Genomic DNA, 19,920 nt, shown 5'->3' with positions numbered 1-19,920 from the left:
GGGGCAAATTTTCAGGACCGCTAACACGGTTTCGTGTTGCCTGAACTTGACAAAACTTGACTGACTTCGGTCTAGTGAGTACTATTTGTCAACCATGCTGAACACAAATTTAATCCACGAGAAGATGGCGCGACTCGACCTGAACCAGGCCGACCTCGCCAGTGCGTGCGATGTCAGTCGCGAGGCCGTATCGAATTGGTTGTCGGGAGAGTCGCTCCCTCGACCTAAGAAACTTAGAGCACTCGCGGACACGCTCGGAGTCGACATTGATTTGCTGCTCTCGACGAGCATGTCGCTCCCAGAGCCCGTTGTTGCATATAGATCAAAGAAAAATTTGCCGGTTACTGGCGCCGCGATCGAAGCAGCGTCCGAACTGGCTCGGCATCTGCGTGAACTTGCTCGCTTGGTGCCGATTGAGAATCTGTTTTCCCCTGCCGTGTTACAGGCTCCATCGCAGGACGAAGCGTACATCCAAAAGGCTGCCGCGCAGACTCGGGAGCGCGCAGGCCTGTCCTCGATCGAGCCACTGACTCGCGATCATTTGATTAAGCTCCATGAGCTTTTCGGCTCGGTTCTTATACCCGTTATGTGGGGCGAGGATAAAGTGGGGCATGAAAATGCTTTAAGCGTTTATCTTCCAGATAGCAAGTCTTCGTGGGTAGTGTTCAGCCTTAACGCCAGAAGCGATGACTTCAACTATTGGCTCGCGCACGAACTGGCGCACTGTTATACCCTGCACGCATTGCAAGGTGATGAGGGTGAACTCTTTGCTGAGCGGTTTGCACAGGAATTACTATTCCCTCGGGTCGTTGCCGAAAAAGCATTGGGAGAAATTAAGGCGAGCGACGATCCGATGTCGAAGGCCCGCTTCTATGCGAGTGCTCACGACATTTCGATTGTCACCGTAGTTCGACAAATTGATCGCGCGGCCTTGGCGTTAAATGAAAATAAGTCCGAGCTCGAAACTGATGAATTTTGGGCTGAGTGGACTAACACACGAGCAATGGTGCCAACGGTGGGGCATGCACTTTTCGGGAGCGAAAAATTCGACGTTGCCACTTACATTGCGGGATGCGAAAAAATTTTCCATACGCCGTTTTTCAAAGCGCTTGCCCAGTGGCAGCATGAAGAAGGCGGTCGATCGCCCGCCTTTATCGCGTCAGTGATGAACATTTCGCTTCAGGACGCGCTTGAGATTTCTCATTTTCTTACAAAACACAGATTTCATTGAAGTCGCGGCGCTTGTTCCTTGAATAGTTCCAAATAGGTATCGCGCCATCCGCGAGGTAGCTTTTCGTCCCAGAGGAGCCACGAGCGTACGGTGCTCCGCCTTTCGTCGCTTGAGATGTGGCCGTTAGTCTCCAACATGTGAAGGACGTGGATGCTGGTGACGATTTCGATCTGGTAGTCGTCACCGCCACCGATCAATTCGTCGACAACAAATTTCAACGGCCATTCATCGCTCGCGATAACACTCTCGAATACCGCTGCCGTTGCTAGCAATAACGCGTCGCGCCGGGACAGTTGGCGGAGCCCTATTCCCGCTTTCTGGCAGAAGTTCTCAAGCAACTTATTCGCCCAAGGCCGCAGCTGGTTGAGTTCCGCAAAAATGTCGTCTTCGTCTTCTTTCGACGTGGCAATCGAAAACGCCTCGGCTGTTTCTTTCGCGATGTCTTGTTGTAGCCACGCGTAATCGGTCATCAAGCGCTCACTATGCAAAAATTCGTCGATCAATGATTGCAGAGTAACAACCTTGTAATCACCTACCTGAACTCCCAAGAAAGGCCGTAAGGGTGAGTGATAGATTCGCAGAAAACAGTTTGTATCGACAATCAAAAAGCGCAAAGTTCAGCCTTCTTGTTAATGGTTATTTCGAAGATGAAGAGACGTATCGCTGATGGTTGCATGCCGGTTGGCGAAGTATAACGGCTTGCTTGCACTTCCGAATCGAAATATCATCTTCAAAACGAAGTTATCCACAGATTTGGTGCCTATATTGGCACCAAGGGGGCGAAATGCCAGGTCCGACCTTCGAGTTGGCGCGAGAAATGTCCATAGAGGTAGTCAAAGAAAAACTCGCCGACAGAGTGCGCTTTGAGCGGCAGAGGCTCGGATTCTCGCAGGCTGCATTTGCCTTGCACTGCGGTGTGCCGCTGCGCAGTTACAAGCGCTTCGAACTAAAAGACAGCGATTCTTTAACGACCTTCCTCAGAATAGTCGCGGGATTCGATCGGATTATGGGTCTGGAGACCCTGTTTCCTGCGCAACCGCTTAAGTCAGAAGTGCGAACGGCTACTGGAATCCTTGATCGGTTAATGCAAAAGCGCGATGCAGACAAAAAAAGCACAGAGCGATGAGGTGACCAAGCGAGGTGGATGTAGACCCGAGCGCTCGTGCGCAAAGTGAGACGCATCCTCAATGCGCGGTGGCCTACGCCAGGTGGATTCTCGGGCGCATGGTGGTGTGGATACCGTCTCGCGTTCATGTCGGCTGAAGGGCGAGGAAGAGACGAATTGATCGCAAAATCGGCATTTTGGCATACCCTTCAACCCGAACCATCGTCGCCACTTGTCTTAACTGTGCGATTCCCAGACAAACCATTGCCTTACCATGTTCGTTGGAACGTTGTTTCCCTTCGTCTGAGGTCGACCGGTGGCTCAACCCCGCTGCCGCGACGGAGGCAAGGCAGTCTAACGAAATCTCGTCACGAATCCAGCGAGTGTAATCATCCTGGTGAAAGACGCAGGCCACGGCTGACCGAAAAAGCTTGCAAGCCATAGATTTTTAAAATCGCTGCACTCCGGCCAATGAGGAGGTCGGCGGCCCTGAGCCGCGTACTCTGCTATCGAGGCAAATCAAATGGCACCTGCTGCTCCGGCACCGATGCTCCACCCAACAACGGCGCCGGATCCTGACCATGCCTGATCAAAATGACGTCGTACGGTGCGGGAGGAAGGGCGGAGTTTGTGTCCAGGTCAGTCAACACGACCTCGTGCTTTTCCCCGTAGCAGAGTTGGGGGTCGCCAACACAGGTATGAGGCGCAACCGGCGCAATGGCGGCGATTTGATGCCTCAGCAGGAGAACAGGTGCGATGGGCGGCCGCAGCACGTGCTCCATCAGTTTGACCACCAGCATGCTTAGAAAGCGGTTGAGTCCGTAAGAATAGGTCGGTACTGCTTCCCGTATTACCCACCGAACGCGTGTCCCGGACGAGGTGAGCCCCAGCAAACCGTTCAACACCTCGGGCCTCAGCACACGGTTGGCGACCGATGACTGCTCGTGCGCAGTCCACCGCGTCCAGACCTCGTGTATCGCGCGAGCATACTGGTCATCCCAGTAGGCGAACGACTCTGCGAGGGAGGATCCGGCAGGTCTCCACCCGTGAGCCCGGCGCGCGTAGTCTTCGGCAAGCGAGGCGTCCAGCATCGCATTTTCGGGCGTGAACCGTCCGGGGCCGACGGAGCGCAATATCTCGTCGTAAAGGTCCAGGCCGAACAGCCGTGTGGTAGCCCTCTGGAAATCCTGCATGGCTCCATCCCCGGAGCCCGAGATGAGAATTGCGCTCGGTATCGCGCCCCCCGGCCCGGGTTTGAATCCGTTGACCCACATACCATCATCGTCCTGCCAGAAACCGTGGCCTTTGAAGCCGTTCCAGGCGGGCGCGTGGCCCTTCGGGGGCTTCTCGTACGTTATCTCGATGCCAAAGCCGATGCACGAAACAACCGCCGCGAACGGCTCGTCAACCCACGTTGGCAACTTGTTCCAGTGCGTCCTCACCCGAACAAGTGGCGTCTGCATGGTCTTAGAAACCGACATCATGAGGTCTCCGGGGTCACGCCTGGCTAGTTCGATGGCGGCTGCGCTGTCATCGATGGATAGCTCATTGGCGTCGTGGTCGTAAAGAATGCAAACCGAGCCATGGTTGTTGCCGTAGGCTACCGGTGCCCCGCCCGAATAAAGGATCGCGCCGTGCGTGTTCGTCCACGCCGTAACAAGCCCTACCCCTGATGCCCTGCTCGGCGGCAGCGCGAGGGGGCGGGTCGGTGGCGTTGGACGACCGGGTAGTTGCGCGGGCAGTTTGCTCTGGTTCCAGTGCGGATGTGGCCAGTCGTATTCGGTAGGGTCAACTGTTCGCCAGTTGCAGGTGCCCCAGGAACCGAACGCATAGGTCTTCGTTTCAATAACCGTGACATCAGCGCCCTGCTCGGCTGCAGTCAACGCGAGTGCAATCCCGGAAACGCCTGCGCCAAAAACGAGGAGTCGCTTCTTTTGGGCAGCTTCCGCTGCTTCGTCGGGATCGTCCGGGGGATCCGGGTCGACGACAATGATGCCCGATTTCACCAAGGCATCGGCTAGCAGAGTCGCCCTGACCAGTTGATCCTTGACGCTGCCGGTCCGAACGCTGCTGAGGTCGTAGCATCGGGGAGAAATTCGGTGGAGACTTAAGACCTGCGCAACCCTGTCGTCCGACATTATTGGCTCCTGTCGCGATGCGGCCGGAACTTCTTTCGGTTTTACGCTCGTTATTGGTCAGTCACTGCGTGCTGAGACCATGCGAGTGCCTCGCTATGCTCAGCGAACTGACGGTTGCCAGCAGCTTCGAGACTCTCGCCATCGGCGAGGGCTAGGGAAATGCGCCAATGCGCGAGGTTGTAAGTGCGCGTGTATCGGTCGAAATCAATCACCTGCGTGTCCGGCCATATCCATTCCCCGGCTGTGTCGAGGACCAGTCTGCCACCGGCCCCCGGCTTCCGTCGCCGGATCTCGTTCAGCTTTGTGCTGACGAGATGGAATGCGCCATCGAAGGCATAACGCGACGGCACAAGGGCAATCACGAGGCCGTCGTGGAGGGCCCATTCGACATCGTCATGGCGCCAGTGCACCGCGTAATCGGGTCTGCGCTCCCTGCGAATAAGTACCATATCAGCTCCGCGACCGATGCTCTCTGTCAGCGTACTCCGGGACGATAATCCGGTCTACCGGAGTGTCTCGTGAACGCGCGCAAGCCCACTGTGCGCGCAGGACGGCGCTCCGCAGCCATTCCTGCCCCGGCGGTGCCCATACCAGCTGCCAGCATTATCTGGGCCCACCTGGCGTTGCGGGCAAGCCACGATCCAAGGGGGTGTGTTGCACCCGGCAGCACCGCATTCAGATCGAGTCTGCGAGAAACTCGTCGACCTCGCGGTATTGTCGCGCGATTTCGGCTGTGGAATATATGCTGGTCGTCGTCAACGACGCGTGCCCGAGAAAGTTACGCGCCGTCTCCAGCGCCATACCCTTCGCCACGGCGTGCGAGCCGAAGGTGTGCCGCAGCCAGCGGGTCGACTCCTTCCCGAACTTCGTCCCGAGTTCAGGCGACTCCAGCGCCGCAGCGCTCGCCGCATTCCCGAAAAACCGCTTGACCGCGTCGTAGAGCTGCCCGGGCGCCACGGGACGCTCCCGCAGCGGCCGGCGCACATCGTTCACCGCCTCGATCACCTCAACGCCCGCGGCCGCCTCTGCGGCCTTGCGTGCGGCCTTCTCGCGGTTGTCCTCCAACGCCGGGATGAGTGGCGTGTCGGGGTATTTGTTTTTTTCGTGCATTTTCTGGCGGTAACGGCGCAAGAAGCTGCTTGCAGCAAGACTGAGCGGCCTCAGAGGCTTTTGCGACTTAACGTATTTTCACGTATTTGATTTGAAAGCGTTTTTTCATGCAAAACGCCGGAAAATGCACGAAAAGGACGAATACGCCGACTAGCGCCGAAGACTGAAGAGCCGCAGCAGCTCGTCACGCAGCCCGGAAATGTCGAGGACATGCTGCGCGCGCGTGACCGCCACGTAGAGCAGGCGAAGCTCATCGTCGTCCGGCATCGGGCTGCCGTCGGCACCGCGCAGGCGGAAATCGTTCGCCACCCTGACCCGCTTCCATTCGAGGCCCTTCGCGCGGTGGACAGTCGAGATCACATAGCCGACGGAGCCTTCCGCCGCCGAGCGCTGCGCCAGGGCCCGCAAATAGCCGGTACCGAGTTCGTCCACGATCTGCACCACTGGCAGCAGGTCCTGGCCAAACGCACTGCGCGCAAACGCCTGTGCGTCGCCCCAGTTCTCGAACAGCGAAAACGCCGCCGGGCGGAACGCGCGCTGGCCGGCCAGCAGCCGGTCCGCGCCATCGGCGTAGGCGAGAATCTCGGCCGGACTCATCCGGATCGCCGGGCGATGTCCCGCCTCGAGTCCCGCGGCAAACTGCCAGATCGCCGTGACGTTCTTGCGGCACAGGACCGCGTCGACCGGCGGCGCTATCGCAGGATCGTCCACCATGATCGAGCCGATGGTCACCTGCCCACGTATGGACGTGCGCTCACCGAGCAGTGCGAGCAGGCGGCTGGCAAGCGCCGCGAACGTGGTGCCAAAGCGGAACGACTCCGTGAGCGCGCATTCGGGCGCGTCGATCTGCGCCATCGCATTGACCGCGCCCCGCCACTCATAGATCTGCTGGTACGGGTCGCCCACGTAGATGATCTGCGCGTGGCGCTGCCGCCCGAGCACCGACAGCATGACACCGTCGCTGTCCTGCGCCTCGTCGAACAGGAGGTAGTCGGCTTCAATGCGTGGCTCTGAAAGCGCCCAGAGCTTCAGGAGCACGTCAGGCGAAACGGCACCCACGGCGCGCGCAGCCGCGCCCTCTTCCCACAGACGCTGGACGTAAGGCAGCAGATAGAGGCGCAACTGCGCGGCCACCGCATCGTCAATTTTTTCGTCGACTACGATATGCTCCACTGCCGGCTTGATGTCAGCGGACCGGCAGAACCGGTCCCGTCCATCGGCGATCATCCGCCCGATCTCGAACGGGGTGACCTCGACGGCCTTGCCCGTCACCGTTCTCACTTCCAGCGCGCCAAGCCCGTAACGTGCAGCCAGTTCATGCGGTGGCTCGCCATGAAGACTCATCCTGTTTCGCAGCGATGGGCTGACGGATGCCCACGCCAGCGAATGCATCGTCCGGGAGTCGACGTGAGGCGGGAATCGCCGGGCGGCGCTTGCTGCGATTTCACGGTTGAACGCGAGATACATGCCGCGCCGCTGGTCGAAGTGTTGGGCCACGAGTTGTAGCGTGGAGGTCTTGCCCGCGCCAGCAAATGCCTTGATCTTCAGGTCCCCGGCGCCACCCGCCGCCTCGATCACGGCCTCCTGCTCCGCCGTTGGAGTAAAGGTCCTCTTCACGCGGTACCAGACCTCATGCGCGCTCGCTCCTGGCGATGTGAAATCGCTGATTTTCGCACGGGCCGCAGTCGATCGGGCGCCCGACGCGTCGGCAGAACACTTCCGCGTTTGATCACAGCAGACGTCCCACCTGGCGTTGCGAAAACTGACAGCGCCTGTCACGTCTCAACAAGCTCAATCCCGTTCTCTGCACACCATTGCCTCAGCGCGCTTTCGACAGCATCGGCTTCAAACGCATACCAGCGCTCGAGAACGCCTTCACGCTCCAGCAAATCCTTGAAACGCGCACAAGCCCCCTGCCGCCGGAAAAATCCTTCGACCTGGTCATAACACGCAGGCAATTCCTGCCCGACAAAACGCAAGGCAAGACGTCCTCCCAGATCGAGCTCGTTCTTATGCGGTATCTCAAGGTAGCGGTCGGACGTTTCAATGTCGTCAGGAAGCTCCTCGTCGAACGCGTCGCTGGAATCGGAAATCCAATAGATTTTGCCCGTATCGAGCGAGACATACGCGTTATGCTCCGCTGGTGCCCCGTAGCTGACGAAGTCGAAAGCCATAGAAAGATCGTCGTGCCTGACTGCGACCATGGCTGTCCTCCCACAGGTTGTAAGTTTCGGGCAGCCGCGTTGGCAACCGGCTCAAGGACAGGGTTGGCCCCGCGTCTTGCCGCATCGGCTACGCGACTCAAAGCTCTTCGCTCGGGTCAGCGAGATCGAGCCGGAACTGCCATCCTTCCATGCTCATCAGCATTCGCCCAAGATCGTTCCACGAGACCTGCCTGCCGTCGACCACCACAAGTGGCAAATGCGCTGCCTGCGACTCGTCCCATTCGATACGCCCGCGCACCGTGCTGTCGATGATCTGGCGCTCATGAAAATCGATGTGCCTGACCGACAGTGCGCGACGAATCCTTTCGACGAGTCGCCCGAGCAGCACGAACACATCATCGTCGGCCTCGCCGATCACCTGGAACCGGAAACCTGCTGGAATTTCTCCGCGAAGCTCAAAGCCATCCAGAGCAATCCGGTCGCCCAGGAGGCGGAGCTGGAAATGGAACTGGTGGGACTCCCCCTGGCAGTCGATCATCCGGATGGCGTCAAGACGGACGTTCTCGAAATCGGTGAGTCCGGTGGACTCGGCGATCCTGGCATTGAAGCACGAAGTGCAGAGCAACTCATAGCTGCCATCGCCGGAGCCGCAGTGGATGGTGTCCCAGGGCGGGGTCTGGTTGCCACATTGTTCGCATCGCTCGTGTGCCGTGTCGTGCCTGCTGTAACGGTTCTACCTGCGATCGCTGCGAGGTTGGATTCCGGTTGCCGTCTGTGCCGGCACTCTTCGTCGCACGGTGCGGCAACATGCAGCCCGACGAAGCTGCAATGGTGTGCGCAGGAACTGGCGAACGGATGCCCGCCATTTTGACAGAGACCGCGAGCAGCGCCTAACTGGCGTCGAGCGCCTTGCGCCGCCTGACCGGCAAGGCGACACGCCATCCAGGATCGACGCGTTCGATGAGGTCATTCCAAAAAGGTGGCTTCCATGAGGACGCGCTACAGGCCTGATATGCCCGGATCTCGGTAGCCGGCATCGCTTCGCCCTCTAAATGGTCGCCGCTTACGATTCGCTGCTACGCGGCGTGGCGGACAAGCACACCATCGAGGGCTCGATTACGATCGGCTCGACCGTTTCATCGATGGGCTTTCTCGCGGCCAACGTGATCCGGCTGAAAGTACCGTATCCAGGATTGAACGTGCGACTCACCCATGACAGCAGCCCCGAACTGGAGCGACAGGTGCGGGCCGGCGAGATCGATGCGGCGGTGATCATCAGCGAACCGCGCGTGACTACGCTGCCGGAATCGTGGGAGCGCCTTTATGAGGAACCGCTCGTACTGCTGGCAAACCCGGCGATCGCTCCAGCCGATGCGTCGGTCACGTCGCTGCTCAAGCGCTATCCGTTCATCGGCTTCGAGAAGGTGTCGATCACCGGCAGACATGTGATCAGTGTTTTGCGACGCCTGCGTGTCGACGTGAGCCCCGTGCTGGAGATGAACTCGATTGCCGCGATTGCCGATCTGGTGCGCCAGAACGTCGGCGTCTCGATCGTGCCGCGCCTGAGGCACGCCGCGTGGGAAGACGATCCTCAGTTGTCCGTCAAGCCGATTCCTGGTGAGACGTGGCGCCGGCACGTTGCATGGTATGAGTTCGGCCGTCAACCGCGGGCGACCGCGATCGTCAAGAACCAGTTGCTCGCGGCGCTGGCGGAATAGGATCGGTCATTGAAAATCGAACGCAGCATTGTGTGAAATAAAGTCCCGCGACTTTTCGTTAACGCCAAAGGATTGCCGAGACGATGAGCGCAAAGCCGTTTGCGCTTGGCCGGGACCGTATCGACCCGTTGCTGCAACAGAAAGCCAGGATCTGCCCGATGCCGCCCGCCGGGAAGCAGGCCGCTCAGGTCGAAAAGATGCGCAAACGGCCGAAACCAGACGGCCGCGGAGAAACTGGGTGCCGCTGGGGATCCGTTCATCGATACCGACATTCCGCCACTCGAGCAGGAAACCGCCGAGCGGCGAGGTAACAAGGTCCGCGCCGGCAGCGCGGCGTGTTCGGCCGGCGCCAGTATGGGCCGGCACTTTTTGGCTGGACTGCCAGCGCAAACGGTTCCTGGTGCCGAGCAGCTATCACCGGCCTTGATAGATGATGGATACGAGCGTGGCAGCCGCGGGCCTCGCGGCCGTCGTCGTATCTGTTGACGAGCAGCGGCCACCGGTGGTCGCCGGGCCCCTTCCATCTTCGCCGCAAGACATCCAGCAGGATGACGCCGCCGTATACTGCTGCATCGACGGCGCGCGGCGAGGAGCGTTCCATGGCCACTGACATCGAGGTTGACGATCAAGGGCGGCAACTGTTGCCGTTTCGCGAGTCGGTGCTGGCGATGCTGGGCGTCGCGTCGGTGTCAATGCTGATCGCGCTCGACCAAACCATCGTTGGCACCGCGATGCCGCGCATCGTCGCGGAGCTCAAGGGTTTCGACCTATATGCATGGGTCGCGACCGCCTACATGCTCGCGTCCGTCATCACGATCCCGATCTTCGGCCGTCTTGGCGATCTGTTCGGCCGCAAGCCTTTCATGCTGGCCGCCATCCTCGTCTTCACCCTTGCATCGGTGCTCTGCGGGGTGGCTACCACCATGTTGTTCCTCGTGCTCGCGCGCGGCCTGCAAGGCATTGGCGGCGGCATCATGATGGGAACGGTGTTCGCCTGTGTGGCCGACCTGTTCCCCGATCCGAGGCTGCGCCTGCGCTGGCTGGTGTTCGTCAGCTCGGCCTTCGGCCTGGCCAACATGGTCGGGCCGACGCTTGGCGGCTTGCTGACCCAGCATGGCGGCTGGCGGCTCGTGTTCTTCGTCAATGTGCCGGTGGGGGTCGTGGCGTTCTTCTTCGTGCGTAGTTTTCTGCCCCATCTGCGCCACGCCCGCGACGGCGCGCGACTGCATCTCGACTGGCTTGGCGCTTTCGTCGTCGCCGTAACGTTCAGTGCGCTGCAATTGACGATCGAGCTTCTGCCGAGACAAGGATGGACTACACCGACGATCGCGCTTGGCGCCATCGCACTGGTCTGTTCGTTGACGCTGTTTTTCTGGGAAAAACGCATGGGCTATCCGATCATCCCCGTCGACATGCTGCTCGACCGCAAGCTCGGTGTGCTCTTTGCGATGTCGGTGCTCGGTGGGTTCGCGCTGTTCTCGCTGGTTTTCTACGTGCCGTTGCTGTTTCAGGGCGGCTATGCAATGTCGCCACACGCCTCGGGCATGCTCATCACGCCGCTCCTTCTCGGGACGACGATCGGAAGCGTTGTGAACAACCGCCTGATCACGCGCATCCGGCGCGCCAACGCGGTGCTCTACATCGGCTTTGCGTTGTCCGCTTTCGCGAGTCTCGCGGTGATCGCCCTGCGAGGCAACGAGCCACATCTCGTGTGGATGGCGTGCATGGGCGCCAGCGGCCTGGGGTTAGGCCTCGTGGGAACGAGCCTCACGGTCTGCTCGCAGCAGATCGTCTCACGAGACCATCTCGGCGCTGCCACCGCGCTGCTGCAGTCGCTGCGTACGTTCGGCGGCATGCTGGGCACGGTGATGACAGGAGCGCTGCTCGGTCATCTGTACACGATGGGCGTGCGTCGCTCGCTGGATTCGTATGAGGCGACACAATGGTTCAAGTCGTTTGCCAGCCCTGAGCTACTGGTGGACCGCGCCGAGCAGGCCGCGCTCGTCAATCGCCTCGTAAGCGCTGGCCACGCGGGCGACGCGATGATCAGCTCGGCGCGCAGCGCGCTCGTCGATTCGATCCACGTAGGCCTCACTATTGCGTCTGTGGCTACGCTAGTCGGTCTGTGTCTCGCGTGGTTCGTGCCGCCGGTGCGGGTTGGCTATCCAGAGGTGCAGCCGCAAAACGGGTAACGAGAGGCGCATTTGCGTCGACTACTAGCTACCAGGTCGTGCGTTGGCTCGTGAGCATAAGACTACCCATCAGATCGAATTGTGCGCCGAACATTTTTCGTTGCGTTCCCTGCATCGTTGACAAACGCCCGCGAGAAACAGTCGCGCGCCGGGGATTGTCAACTTGTTAGCCTGCGCGCGACGGAACACGAAGTACGTAAGGATAGCTAACCTATTCGGCAAGACGCTCCAGCATCGGAGCGCTCGCCACGCTTTCCCAAGCCTCGAAGGCCTGGGTGCGTAGCGCCCGCTTTTGCTTTGCCTCGGTGTGGTAACGGCAATGCGTGAACAGATTGGCTACCTGATCGTGGACCGAAGCGAAGCGTTGCAGGTGACGCGCCGACTTGAAGCGGCGCATCACCTTCTCGCGCACCCGGGTCGGCTGGTGCGAGTTTTCTGCCCGGTTGTTCAGCCCCTTGTGCTGGCGGTGTTCGACGTTGATCCCCAGATCCCGGTTCGCCGCCGCGTAGCTCCTGAGCTTGTCGGTGATCAGTACAGGTGGGGCGCGCCCATGCTTCCTGAGCAACTTGCGCATCAGGCGCCTGGGTTGTGTCGCAATAACAGATATAGGATGAGAAAACTCCCACAAAGAGCAGGACTACTTACATTGCAAGAGAATAGAATTGATCGGCGACGGTCTTAGCGACGCCATCGTGACGCATCTGCCCCTTTCGGATCATGTGCATGATTTCGATGCCAGACAGGATGATGCGCGCGCACCGGAAATCCTTGAACCCCATCATCGGTTTGATGATGCGTTTGACGGCCCGGTGGTCCTGGTCGGGTAGCCGTACCGCATTGCTGCGATACGGCCCCCTAAGAACCGTACGTGCGCCTTTAGGAGCATACGGCTCAAGCCTCTACAAAGGCATCTATCGACACCCGGTGGTGCAACTGCTTTTTCAGGCGTATTACGGATTTCTACGGCAACTGAGATGGTGCACTTGAAGGTTGCTTGCTGCATCCGTCCCGCCGTCGGTTCGCTTCACAATATGCGTGACATCCCAGCGGGTGTCCAATGTGAGGGGCTGCTGACAGTTGGAACACATGCCATCTTGCCTTAGCCATACACGGTACAGCTTACGGCGACCTCGCGCTGAGTTCAGCATCTTCTGGCCCGATCGGGATTCGAAGTACCGCGCCCATTGAGGATCGTGCGGATTGGCGCCCGCCTTGATCTTGACATGCCGTTTTATCGGCGTGTCCGAGGCCTTCAGCAAGGTGACCTCTCTTGTCGTGCCATCCTCTTCTTTTTCTGTGGCGGCAAATACCCAGTCCCGGAGACCCTTGGCCTTGAAGTATTTGATTTTTATCCATCGGGCGCCTTTGTTAGGGTGCCGTCTTGCCGCCCATCGCCATAGCATTGACCAGACCTCGTGATCGACCCGATTGAAGGCTTTCTTGGCGACTGCATGGCTGTGGTAATTCGCCCATCCTCGCAAAACAGGATTGAGCAGCCTTATCAGGTTCGCCTGTTTAGCCGTCTTGTTGGCCTTGATGATTTCACGGACTTTGTCAAGATGTGCTTTGACGTTCGCTTTCGACGGTTTCATCAAGAGCTTTCCGTTGTACTTGCGAATGTTCCATCCGAGGAAATCAAACCCGTCCTTGATGTGCGTTATCCTGGTCTTTTCTGGCGACAGGACCAGCCCGCGTTTCGCCAGAAATTCTGTTACTGCCGGCCTGACCTCATGTTCCAGCCACTCTTTCGAACGGCCGGTGATAATGAAATCGTCCGCGTAACGCACCATGTTCACTTTCAGTCCTCTCTGCCGGGCTCGCGGGAATCTCTCCGCGAGCATCGCTTCGAGGCCATCAAGCGTCATGTTGGCTGCCACCGGTGAGATGATTCCCCCTTGCGGGGTGCCGGCGTCAGTGGGGAAGAGTTCGTTTTGATACACGTAGCCCGCTTTGAGCCACTTCTTTAGGATCACCTTGTCCGTAGGGATATTGGCGACCATCCAGTCGTGGGAAATTTTGTCGAAACAGCCTTGGATGTCGGCCTCCAGCACCCATTCCGCACTCGCCTTTTTCGCCAGGGAGATGAAGCATTGTCCTCCCGCGTCAGCAGTTGAGCGTTCCGGCCTGAACCCATAAGAGTTCGAGTCGGCAGTGGTTTCCGCAACCGGCTCCAGAGCAAGCAGATGCAACGCCTGCATCGCCCTGCAGCGCATCACGGGTATGCCGAGCGGCCTCGTCTTGCCGTTTTTCTTCGGAATCAACACTCTCCGAAGCGGAAGGGACGAGTAGCCCCGCCTCTTCAACGACATAATCGCGTTGGCCTTTGCCGCCGGTGTTTTCCACATTACCTTGTCCACACCGGGGGTGTTCCTGCCTTTGTTTTCAGTCACCCGCTTGACGGCTAATGCACGGCCGCTGAACGAGTGGGTCAGCAGCCATTGCAGGGCTTTCACCCTGTTATGGCGACCGGCCTGTACCGCCTTCACCATACGCGACTGCAGCCTTCTTACCTGACGTTGAACATCGGCCCAATTGATGCCGTCCCACGTCACGCCAGAAGGTGCACGCGCCCGTGTTGCTGCACTCATTTGCTTTCCTTCCGTATAGATGGTTCTGCAAACTCTCTGGTGAGGAGAGACCACGAGGAAGTCTGCCCGCTTTCGCGTCGGGTGATGTTGCAACCCGTATCCCGTCCATTACAGCCGGGCATTCGCTTTTTCCCCAATCCTGTGCCCGCACCGCCATGGGCAGACCTCGCAGCCTGCTGTCCCCGAAGGGAGCGATACGGGGTTTCCACGTTCCGCTTATGGAAGTACGTCGGGTTAGGTGCCTGCTCTGGGCCGGGAGGTATATGGGTCACGACCGCGTAATCGAAAGACGCTGTTCCCACCCTTGTAATTACCCACATCTTCGCCGCGAAACCTGGTAACCTGGCACACGTGGTGTCCCACGTGCAAGCGAGATGGCCGGCAAGCGACAGGCGGATGATCGGTCGTGGTTCGATCTGGAGGTCCAGGGGAGCGAATTCCCGGACACCAGGTTGCGCCGCCGTTTCGCCTCCCTGCTGGAAAAGCTTTGGGAGGGCATGGGGCAGACTATCCCGTTCGCGTGTCAAGACTGGGCTTCGACCAAGGCTGCCTACCGGTTTCTGTCAAACGACCGCGTGAGCGAACGCGAAATCCTGAGCGGTCATTTCCAGGCGAGCGCTGCACGTGTCAAGGCCACCGATGGACCGGTGCTCATCCTGCAGGACACGACCACGTTCTCGTACCAGAGGGAGCGCCCCGAACTCATCGGCTACACGGGCAAGACGTCTCTCGGAACGCGAAAGAATGGCCGGCGCCTGCAACAGCCGCTCACACAGTGCGGCATCCTGATGCATTCGAGTCTTGTTGTCACTGCGGATGGCTTGCCTCTTGGCCTGGCTGCGGTGAAGTTCTGGACGAGAAAGCAGTTCAAAGGGTCTTCGGAGCTCAAGCGCCATATTAATCCCACTCGCGTACCGATTGAGGAAAAGGAAAGCTGGCGCTGGCTGGAGAATATGCGCCAGTCGACTGAGCTTCTTGACGATCCTGTGCGCTGCATTCACATCGGTGACCGGGAAAGCGACAGTTACGAGCTGTTCTGCACAGCGTATGACCTGTGCACTCACTTCCTGGTGCGCACCTGCGTCGACAGGCTCGCGGGAAATGGCCAGCACACGATCTCCAAAGTCATGCAGCAGGTTCAAGTCAAGGGGCTGCATCGCGTCGAGCTTCGCGACGTGAAGGGGCGTCCGATGACCGCGACACTTGAGTTGCGGTACCAGCGAATGACTGTGCTGCCGCCCATCGGCAAGCAGAACCGCTATCCTGCGCTACAGCTGACAGTCCTTCACGCCCAGGAGCGCGACCCGCCGCCCGGGCGTCCGCGTATTGAATGGAAACTGATTACGAACCTGCCGGTCTGCTCTCGTGCCGAAGCAATCGAGAAGCTGGACTGGTATGCGATGCGCTGGAAAATCGAGACCTTTCACAAAATCCTCAAATCGGGCTGCAAGGCAGAGGAGTCCCGGCTTCGTACAGCGGATCGGCTAGCGAACCTGATTGCAGTCTTCTGCGTCCTAAGCTGGCGCATATTCTGGCTCACAATGCTCGCACGCACGGCACCGCAGGCTCCCGCCGAGCTGGCGTTTACACGCACCGAAATTGAACTGCTCGACCGCGTCGTTCATGACGCGTCTCACAACGCTCAGGCACCGCCACTTCTGCGCAACGTGATAAGGCTCGCTCAACTCGGCGGTTACCTTGCACGCGTCAGCGACCCTCCGCCAGGCAATACCGTGATGTGGCGCGGGATGCGACGCCTGACTGATATCCAGCTCGGCTATGAGCTCGCGCTAAAAAGAAGTGGGTAATTGCAAGGTTCCCACCTCCGGTACCGTTTTGGTTCGAGCGTATTAGCCATTTCCGCTCGTTCAACATAACGACCCTATTGCAGATTCAAATGTTTTCACCATACCGACTATCTGGCACTCATCCGGCTTATGGCTGCCAGAAGGGTACGCCTCTCGCGATTGATACCCCGCACCTTACGGCGCTTCGTTACGTTGTCAGAGCCGCTCTTGATTCAGGCTCCTAGATTCACCGGGTGACACCGGTGGTTCACTCCTTCTATACGGCGAGAAGGGCGAACAACTTCTGTAAGCGACTTCGTGTCGCACCTCGATGATGTTGTTCAGATACTTGTTCTGCCGGACCTTGACCGGTGTTGACCGTTCGGCGTTCAGCGCTTCGAGCGCGGCCAGGTTGGCGCCGCTTTTGTCCACGGTAATCGTCTCCAGTTCGCCGTTCCGGTCGATCGCCCTCTCGAAATAGCTGCGGGCCGCAGCCTTGTCACGTCGGGCACGCAGCAGGAAATCGACTGTCTTGCCAGCCTTGTCGACGGCACGGTACAGGTATTTCCATTGGCCTTTGACCTTGATGTAGGTCTCGTCCATCCTCCAGCTTTTTCCCACCTCGCGCTTGTGCCGGCGAAACGCCTTTTCAAACAGCGGCACGAGTTTGATCACCCAGCGGTGCACCGTTGAATGGTCCACGTCGACTCCGCGTTCGGCCATCATTTCTTCGAGGTTGCGCAGGCTCAGCGAATACGCTACGTACCATCGCACACACAGCAGGATCACATCCAGCGGGTAGTGCAGGCGTTTCAACACGTTACCAATGCCTGCGGGCACTGTCTTGCGCAGTGTCTTCTTCGTCGTGGCCATCATGTTCGCCATCGGTGTCGGACCGCAGATTTTACAGCAGGGCCTTATTGCGACACTTCCACCTGATGTCCCATTTCAATCAGCCGCCGGGCCCAATGCTGCGATCCGCTGCACGCTTCCATCCCGACAAGGCATTTCTCCCGATTCGCGAAATACTCGAGAAACGCTGTCCTCTTGATCGCCCGGTTCACAATCTCTCCGGTACCCGGATTCACCCAGTGGACCTGCATCACGTTCTTGGCAATGTCCACACCCACAATCGTATCCGCCATGACAGATCCCCTTGGGTTAGCTGAGCGACCAGTATGACCAGCCGGCTCGGTCGAAGGCTTTGCTCATAGCATCGCACCGGCCGCGCCAAGCCCGCGACTAGGTGGGGGCGTTCATGTCATTCAAATTGACTACCGGCGACATTAACGGATGAGCAAAACGCCCGAGTTTCTGTTTCCCGCACCGCGCTTCAATGACACCGGGTAGGAAACAGGCCGCCTGGAACTGTACGCTGGCGATCGCCGACGAAGGCCTGCCGCGCTGGCCGCGCAACCGAGATGAATGACGCCGGGTACTGGTTCAGTCATCTGCGACGTTTCAACATTTGGTACAGGACACAGTGGCACGGCATCAAGAGAAGTGGTGCCGGGCTTTAAAACTGTGTACTTCCGAGACACGCCACCGGTTCGGTAGCGTGTCTACGAAACCTCTCACGAATTGGACCCGGCGCTATGTGGCAAATTCGGTTGCCAAGGTTCGGTAAGTCGGTTCGTTGTCGCGGCATACATTGAAATCGACGCGTTTTCACTAAATTGGGAATCAGTTCGCGGTGCTCCAGTCAGTGCTCCCCAGTAGTAAACACAGAGAGCAAGAATAGAGACCACAAGCGTGTCGTATGGATGCGCAATCAGGCCAATACCGTCGAACGGCCCGAGATATGACGCCACCATCGTCAGCAGATAGTACCCAACAAGCCATAGCGAACTACGAATTTGCTGGCCGAACTTGAGATGACCCACGAATGCATTCCTCATCGCAACCAAATAAATCACATAGAGCACGACTTGCACGCCGAGCAACCAGGACAGGTTTTTCCAGCCAGTCCAGTAGACGATGAGAGTCGCCACGACGAAAGACAGAGGCCCCACGAAACCGAGCGCTCTTACTCGGAAGGGTCGGGCCATCTCCGGATGGCTTCTTCGCAACGCTGCTACTGAGACCGGAGCGACGGCGTAGCTCACGACCAGTGCTGCAGACACCACTGAAATCATTGCTTCCCACGACGGGAACGGCAGCGTCCAAAAGATTGAAAGCGCCAAAGTAAGCCACGTTGCCCGGCGCGGGATACCCGATTTCTCGTCGACCTTTGAAAATGCACGGAAGAACGTGCCCGAGTTCGACCACGCAAAGATTGCACGCGGGTTGGCGCCAAAGAAGATATTTCCACATCCGGAAGGCGATATCACGGCGTCAATCGCGACTATGACGCTCAACCACACGGCGCCGAGCAACATCGCAATGTCGTAAAAGGGAAGCGAAAGGCTCTGGCTAACCACGTGCCATCCCTTACCTACCAGCGACGTGGGAACTGCTCCAATGAAGGCAACCTGCAAGAGGATGTATAGCAAACCGGCGAGAACGATTGACGAAACCAGCGCAATAGGAATCGAACGCTGAGGATTTCGAACCTCACTCGCGACCGCAACAATGGGGGTGAGCCCGAGAAAGGCAAAAATCACGCCGCCCTTTGACACGGCTGCTTCCACTCCAGCGAAACCAGCGGGCGCGAATCCTGCGACGTGAAAATTCGCGGGCTTGAAGTAGACGAGCAAGGTTACGATGATTGTCGCCGGCACCACGAACTTGATGACCGTGACGATGTTGTTCGCCAATGCGAAGGTTCGCACGCTGAAAAAATTCAGTGCAAAGAACACCAGTATCAGAGCTAACTGAAGAAACCATCCCAGGGTGCTCGAGTTGCTGGTGCCGGGTATGTTGAGCGCAGGCCACCAGGCCGCCGCGTACTGTCGCGCGGCCACGACTTCCAGACCGACGATGCTCGACATGTAGATTGTCGTCATCAGACCTATAAGGTATGTCACCATTGGTCCGTGCGAGAGTTCGAGATAGCTGATTGCGCCACCTGGACTCGGAATTGCCGCACCTAGTTCGCAATAGACAACGCCAAGGCTCAGCACAGCAATTGCGGCAAGGACCCACGAGAAGATTCCCGCTGGACCTGCCATCGAAGCGACATTGCTCGCAGCAAACAACCACCCGGAACCGAAAACCGTACCAAAGCCTATTAGCGTCAAGTCGAAGGCCGTAAGGCTCTTCTTGAAATGAGCAGAATCTGACACTTACTTGTCTCCTTAGACCATTGTTATCACCAACCGCGTGGAGCATACGCGGGGGCAATATCGAGCCAACGCCGCTGTGCGACGTGTCTCACATAACCAATTCGCTTGATTGAGTATGGCGGCTGCTCCAACACCGCGGCAAACGAAGTATGGGGTTCGAAAATCGGCCTTCGATGGCTCTTGTCTGCAGGGAATCTTTATTGATAAAGCTGTGGAGACGGCGACATCGGTGTAATGCTGCACAGAAGCTGTAGCCTTCTCGAAAGAGCTTCTGTTGTACACATCTTCGTGTGGTCTTCAATTCTGCCGCTACGGTCTCCAAACTCCATGCGTACCCCGGAAGCCGAAACATCGCTTGCGTCAGGGCCAGTCCAAACCCTCGCGAATTCGCCGATAGCGCCGTGGCGAGCGACTCCCAGCCTGGCTGTGACCCGCGCGCGGGCATATCGACCTCAAGCTCGATAGTTCCCGCTACCGCTCCCGTATGGTCTGGAACGAGGTAGATGTGGAACAATTCCTCGGGCCTGATGCGAGCACTCTTGTCCTTCTCCAGAACCTGCCCGCCAAGGCCTCTTTGAATGTGGTGCGCTCCACGCTCGGCATGCCACTCCATCAAAAACGGAAAGCGTATGCCCTTCAGTTCGGCCGGCTGCGTGGATGAA

Annotated in this window: 15 protein-coding genes and 5 pseudogenes; 6 read left to right on the top strand and 14 right to left on the bottom strand. The window is 58.6% G+C overall.

Annotated elements, in window-relative coordinates; translation table 11 throughout:
* The first annotated feature begins 124 nt into the window (after nucleotides 1-124).
* Complete coding sequence (locus L0U84_RS43005; RefSeq protein ID WP_233860214.1) at nucleotides 125-1,231, top strand: helix-turn-helix domain-containing protein; 1,107 nt, start codon at nucleotides 125-127, stop codon at nucleotides 1,229-1,231.
* Here the strand turns inward: L0U84_RS43005 and L0U84_RS43000 are convergent.
* Nucleotides 1,225-1,701 carry a hypothetical protein gene (locus tag L0U84_RS43000; RefSeq protein ID WP_233860213.1) on the bottom strand — a complete coding sequence of 159 codons (477 nt, stop codon included), beginning with the start codon at nucleotides 1,699-1,701 and terminating at the stop codon, nucleotides 1,225-1,227. The genes L0U84_RS43005 and L0U84_RS43000 overlap by 7 nt on opposite strands.
* Nucleotides 1,702-2,048: 347 nt before the next feature.
* Between L0U84_RS43000 and L0U84_RS42995 the strand changes: the two genes are divergently transcribed.
* Nucleotides 2,049-2,357: a hypothetical protein gene (locus L0U84_RS42995; protein ID WP_233860212.1), complete on the top strand. Its 309-nt coding sequence runs from the start codon at nucleotides 2,049-2,051 to the stop codon at nucleotides 2,355-2,357.
* Nucleotides 2,358-2,842: 485 nt separating this feature from the next.
* On the opposite strand, the gene L0U84_RS42990 is transcribed toward L0U84_RS42995, so the two are convergent.
* The 7 genes and pseudogenes from L0U84_RS42990 to L0U84_RS44340 form a co-directional block, all read right to left on the bottom strand.
* Nucleotides 2,843-4,474, bottom strand: a complete 1,632-nt coding sequence (locus tag L0U84_RS42990) for an NAD(P)-binding protein (RefSeq protein ID WP_233860211.1) — start codon at nucleotides 4,472-4,474, stop codon at nucleotides 2,843-2,845.
* A gap of 50 nt (nucleotides 4,475-4,524) precedes the next feature.
* A complete protein-coding gene (locus tag L0U84_RS42985) occupies nucleotides 4,525-4,923 on the bottom strand; it encodes a hypothetical protein (protein WP_233860210.1) in 399 nt (132 codons plus the stop codon).
* Between the two features lie 226 nt (nucleotides 4,924-5,149).
* The gene (locus L0U84_RS42980) at nucleotides 5,150-5,584 is read right to left on the bottom strand and encodes a site-specific integrase (protein WP_233860209.1); all 435 of its coding nucleotides are present in this window, start codon (nucleotides 5,582-5,584) and stop codon (nucleotides 5,150-5,152) included.
* Between the two features lie 150 nt (nucleotides 5,585-5,734).
* A complete protein-coding gene (locus L0U84_RS42975) occupies nucleotides 5,735-7,162 on the bottom strand; it encodes a UvrD-helicase domain-containing protein (protein WP_442794139.1) in 1,428 nt (475 codons plus the stop codon).
* Nucleotides 7,163-7,359: 197 nt separating this feature from the next.
* Nucleotides 7,360-7,788, bottom strand: coding sequence for a hypothetical protein (locus L0U84_RS42970; RefSeq protein ID WP_233860207.1), 429 nt, complete (start codon nucleotides 7,786-7,788; stop codon nucleotides 7,360-7,362).
* Between the two features lie 97 nt (nucleotides 7,789-7,885).
* A complete protein-coding gene (locus L0U84_RS42965) occupies nucleotides 7,886-8,344 on the bottom strand; it encodes a DUF7713 domain-containing protein (RefSeq protein ID WP_442794142.1) in 459 nt (152 codons plus the stop codon).
* Nucleotides 8,333-8,437: pseudogene (locus L0U84_RS44340) on the bottom strand (DUF7685 domain-containing protein); the annotation flags it as partial. The gene L0U84_RS42965 and the pseudogene L0U84_RS44340, both read right to left, overlap by 12 nt.
* Before the next feature lie 364 nt (nucleotides 8,438-8,801).
* On the opposite strand from L0U84_RS44340, the gene L0U84_RS42960 reads away from it, so the two are divergent.
* Together L0U84_RS42960 and L0U84_RS42955 are read left to right on the top strand one after the other, a co-directional pair.
* Nucleotides 8,802-9,467: a LysR substrate-binding domain-containing protein gene (locus L0U84_RS42960; RefSeq protein WP_233860203.1), complete on the top strand. Its 666-nt coding sequence runs from the start codon at nucleotides 8,802-8,804 to the stop codon at nucleotides 9,465-9,467.
* Nucleotides 9,468-10,066: 599 nt separating this feature from the next.
* Nucleotides 10,067-11,659, top strand: a complete 1,593-nt coding sequence (locus L0U84_RS42955) for an MFS transporter (protein ID WP_233860201.1) — start codon at nucleotides 10,067-10,069, stop codon at nucleotides 11,657-11,659.
* A 211-nt stretch (nucleotides 11,660-11,870) separates the two neighbouring features.
* On the opposite strand, the pseudogene L0U84_RS42950 reads toward L0U84_RS42955, so the two are convergent.
* The 3 genes and pseudogenes from L0U84_RS42950 to ltrA form a co-directional block, all read right to left on the bottom strand.
* Nucleotides 11,871-12,242 (bottom strand): annotated as a pseudogene (locus L0U84_RS42950) (DDE-type integrase/transposase/recombinase); the annotation flags it as partial.
* Between the two features lie 58 nt (nucleotides 12,243-12,300).
* Nucleotides 12,301-12,480 (bottom strand): annotated as a pseudogene (locus L0U84_RS42945) (IS6 family transposase); the annotation flags it as partial.
* Nucleotides 12,481-12,609: 129 nt separating this feature from the next.
* Nucleotides 12,610-14,247 carry a group II intron reverse transcriptase/maturase gene (gene ltrA / locus L0U84_RS42940; RefSeq protein ID WP_233860200.1) on the bottom strand — a complete coding sequence of 546 codons (1,638 nt, stop codon included), beginning with the start codon at nucleotides 14,245-14,247 and terminating at the stop codon, nucleotides 12,610-12,612.
* Between the two features lie 374 nt (nucleotides 14,248-14,621).
* On the opposite strand from ltrA, the gene L0U84_RS42935 reads away from it, so the two are divergent.
* Nucleotides 14,622-16,055 (top strand): IS4 family transposase, encoded by a 1,434-nt coding sequence (locus tag L0U84_RS42935; protein ID WP_233860199.1) that lies wholly within the window; start codon nucleotides 14,622-14,624, stop codon nucleotides 16,053-16,055.
* Between the two features lie 255 nt (nucleotides 16,056-16,310).
* On the opposite strand, the pseudogene L0U84_RS42930 reads toward L0U84_RS42935, so the two are convergent.
* The 3 genes and pseudogenes from L0U84_RS42930 to L0U84_RS42920 all read right to left on the bottom strand — a co-directional run.
* Nucleotides 16,311-16,907, bottom strand: a pseudogene (locus L0U84_RS42930) (IS6 family transposase); the annotation flags it as partial.
* Nucleotides 16,908-16,960: 53 nt separating this feature from the next.
* Nucleotides 16,961-17,179: pseudogene (locus L0U84_RS42925) on the bottom strand (IS110 family transposase); the annotation flags it as partial.
* Nucleotides 17,180-17,608: 429 nt separating this feature from the next.
* A complete protein-coding gene (locus L0U84_RS42920; protein WP_233860198.1) occupies nucleotides 17,609-19,258 on the bottom strand; it encodes an APC family permease in 1,650 nt (549 codons plus the stop codon).
* A gap of 505 nt (nucleotides 19,259-19,763) precedes the next feature.
* On the opposite strand from L0U84_RS42920, the gene L0U84_RS42915 reads away from it, so the two are divergent.
* Nucleotides 19,764-19,919 (top strand): hypothetical protein, encoded by a 156-nt coding sequence (locus L0U84_RS42915; protein ID WP_233860197.1) that lies wholly within the window; start codon nucleotides 19,764-19,766, stop codon nucleotides 19,917-19,919.
* The last annotated feature ends 1 nt before the right edge of the window (nucleotide 19,920 follow it).

Origin of the sequence: Paraburkholderia sp. HD33-4, from assembly GCF_021390635.1 — a bacterium.
Lineage (GTDB): Bacteria > Pseudomonadota > Gammaproteobacteria > Burkholderiales > Burkholderiaceae > Paraburkholderia.
The sequence above is the reverse complement of the archived record's forward strand: the minus strand, read 5'-3'. Positions and strand labels throughout refer to the sequence as shown.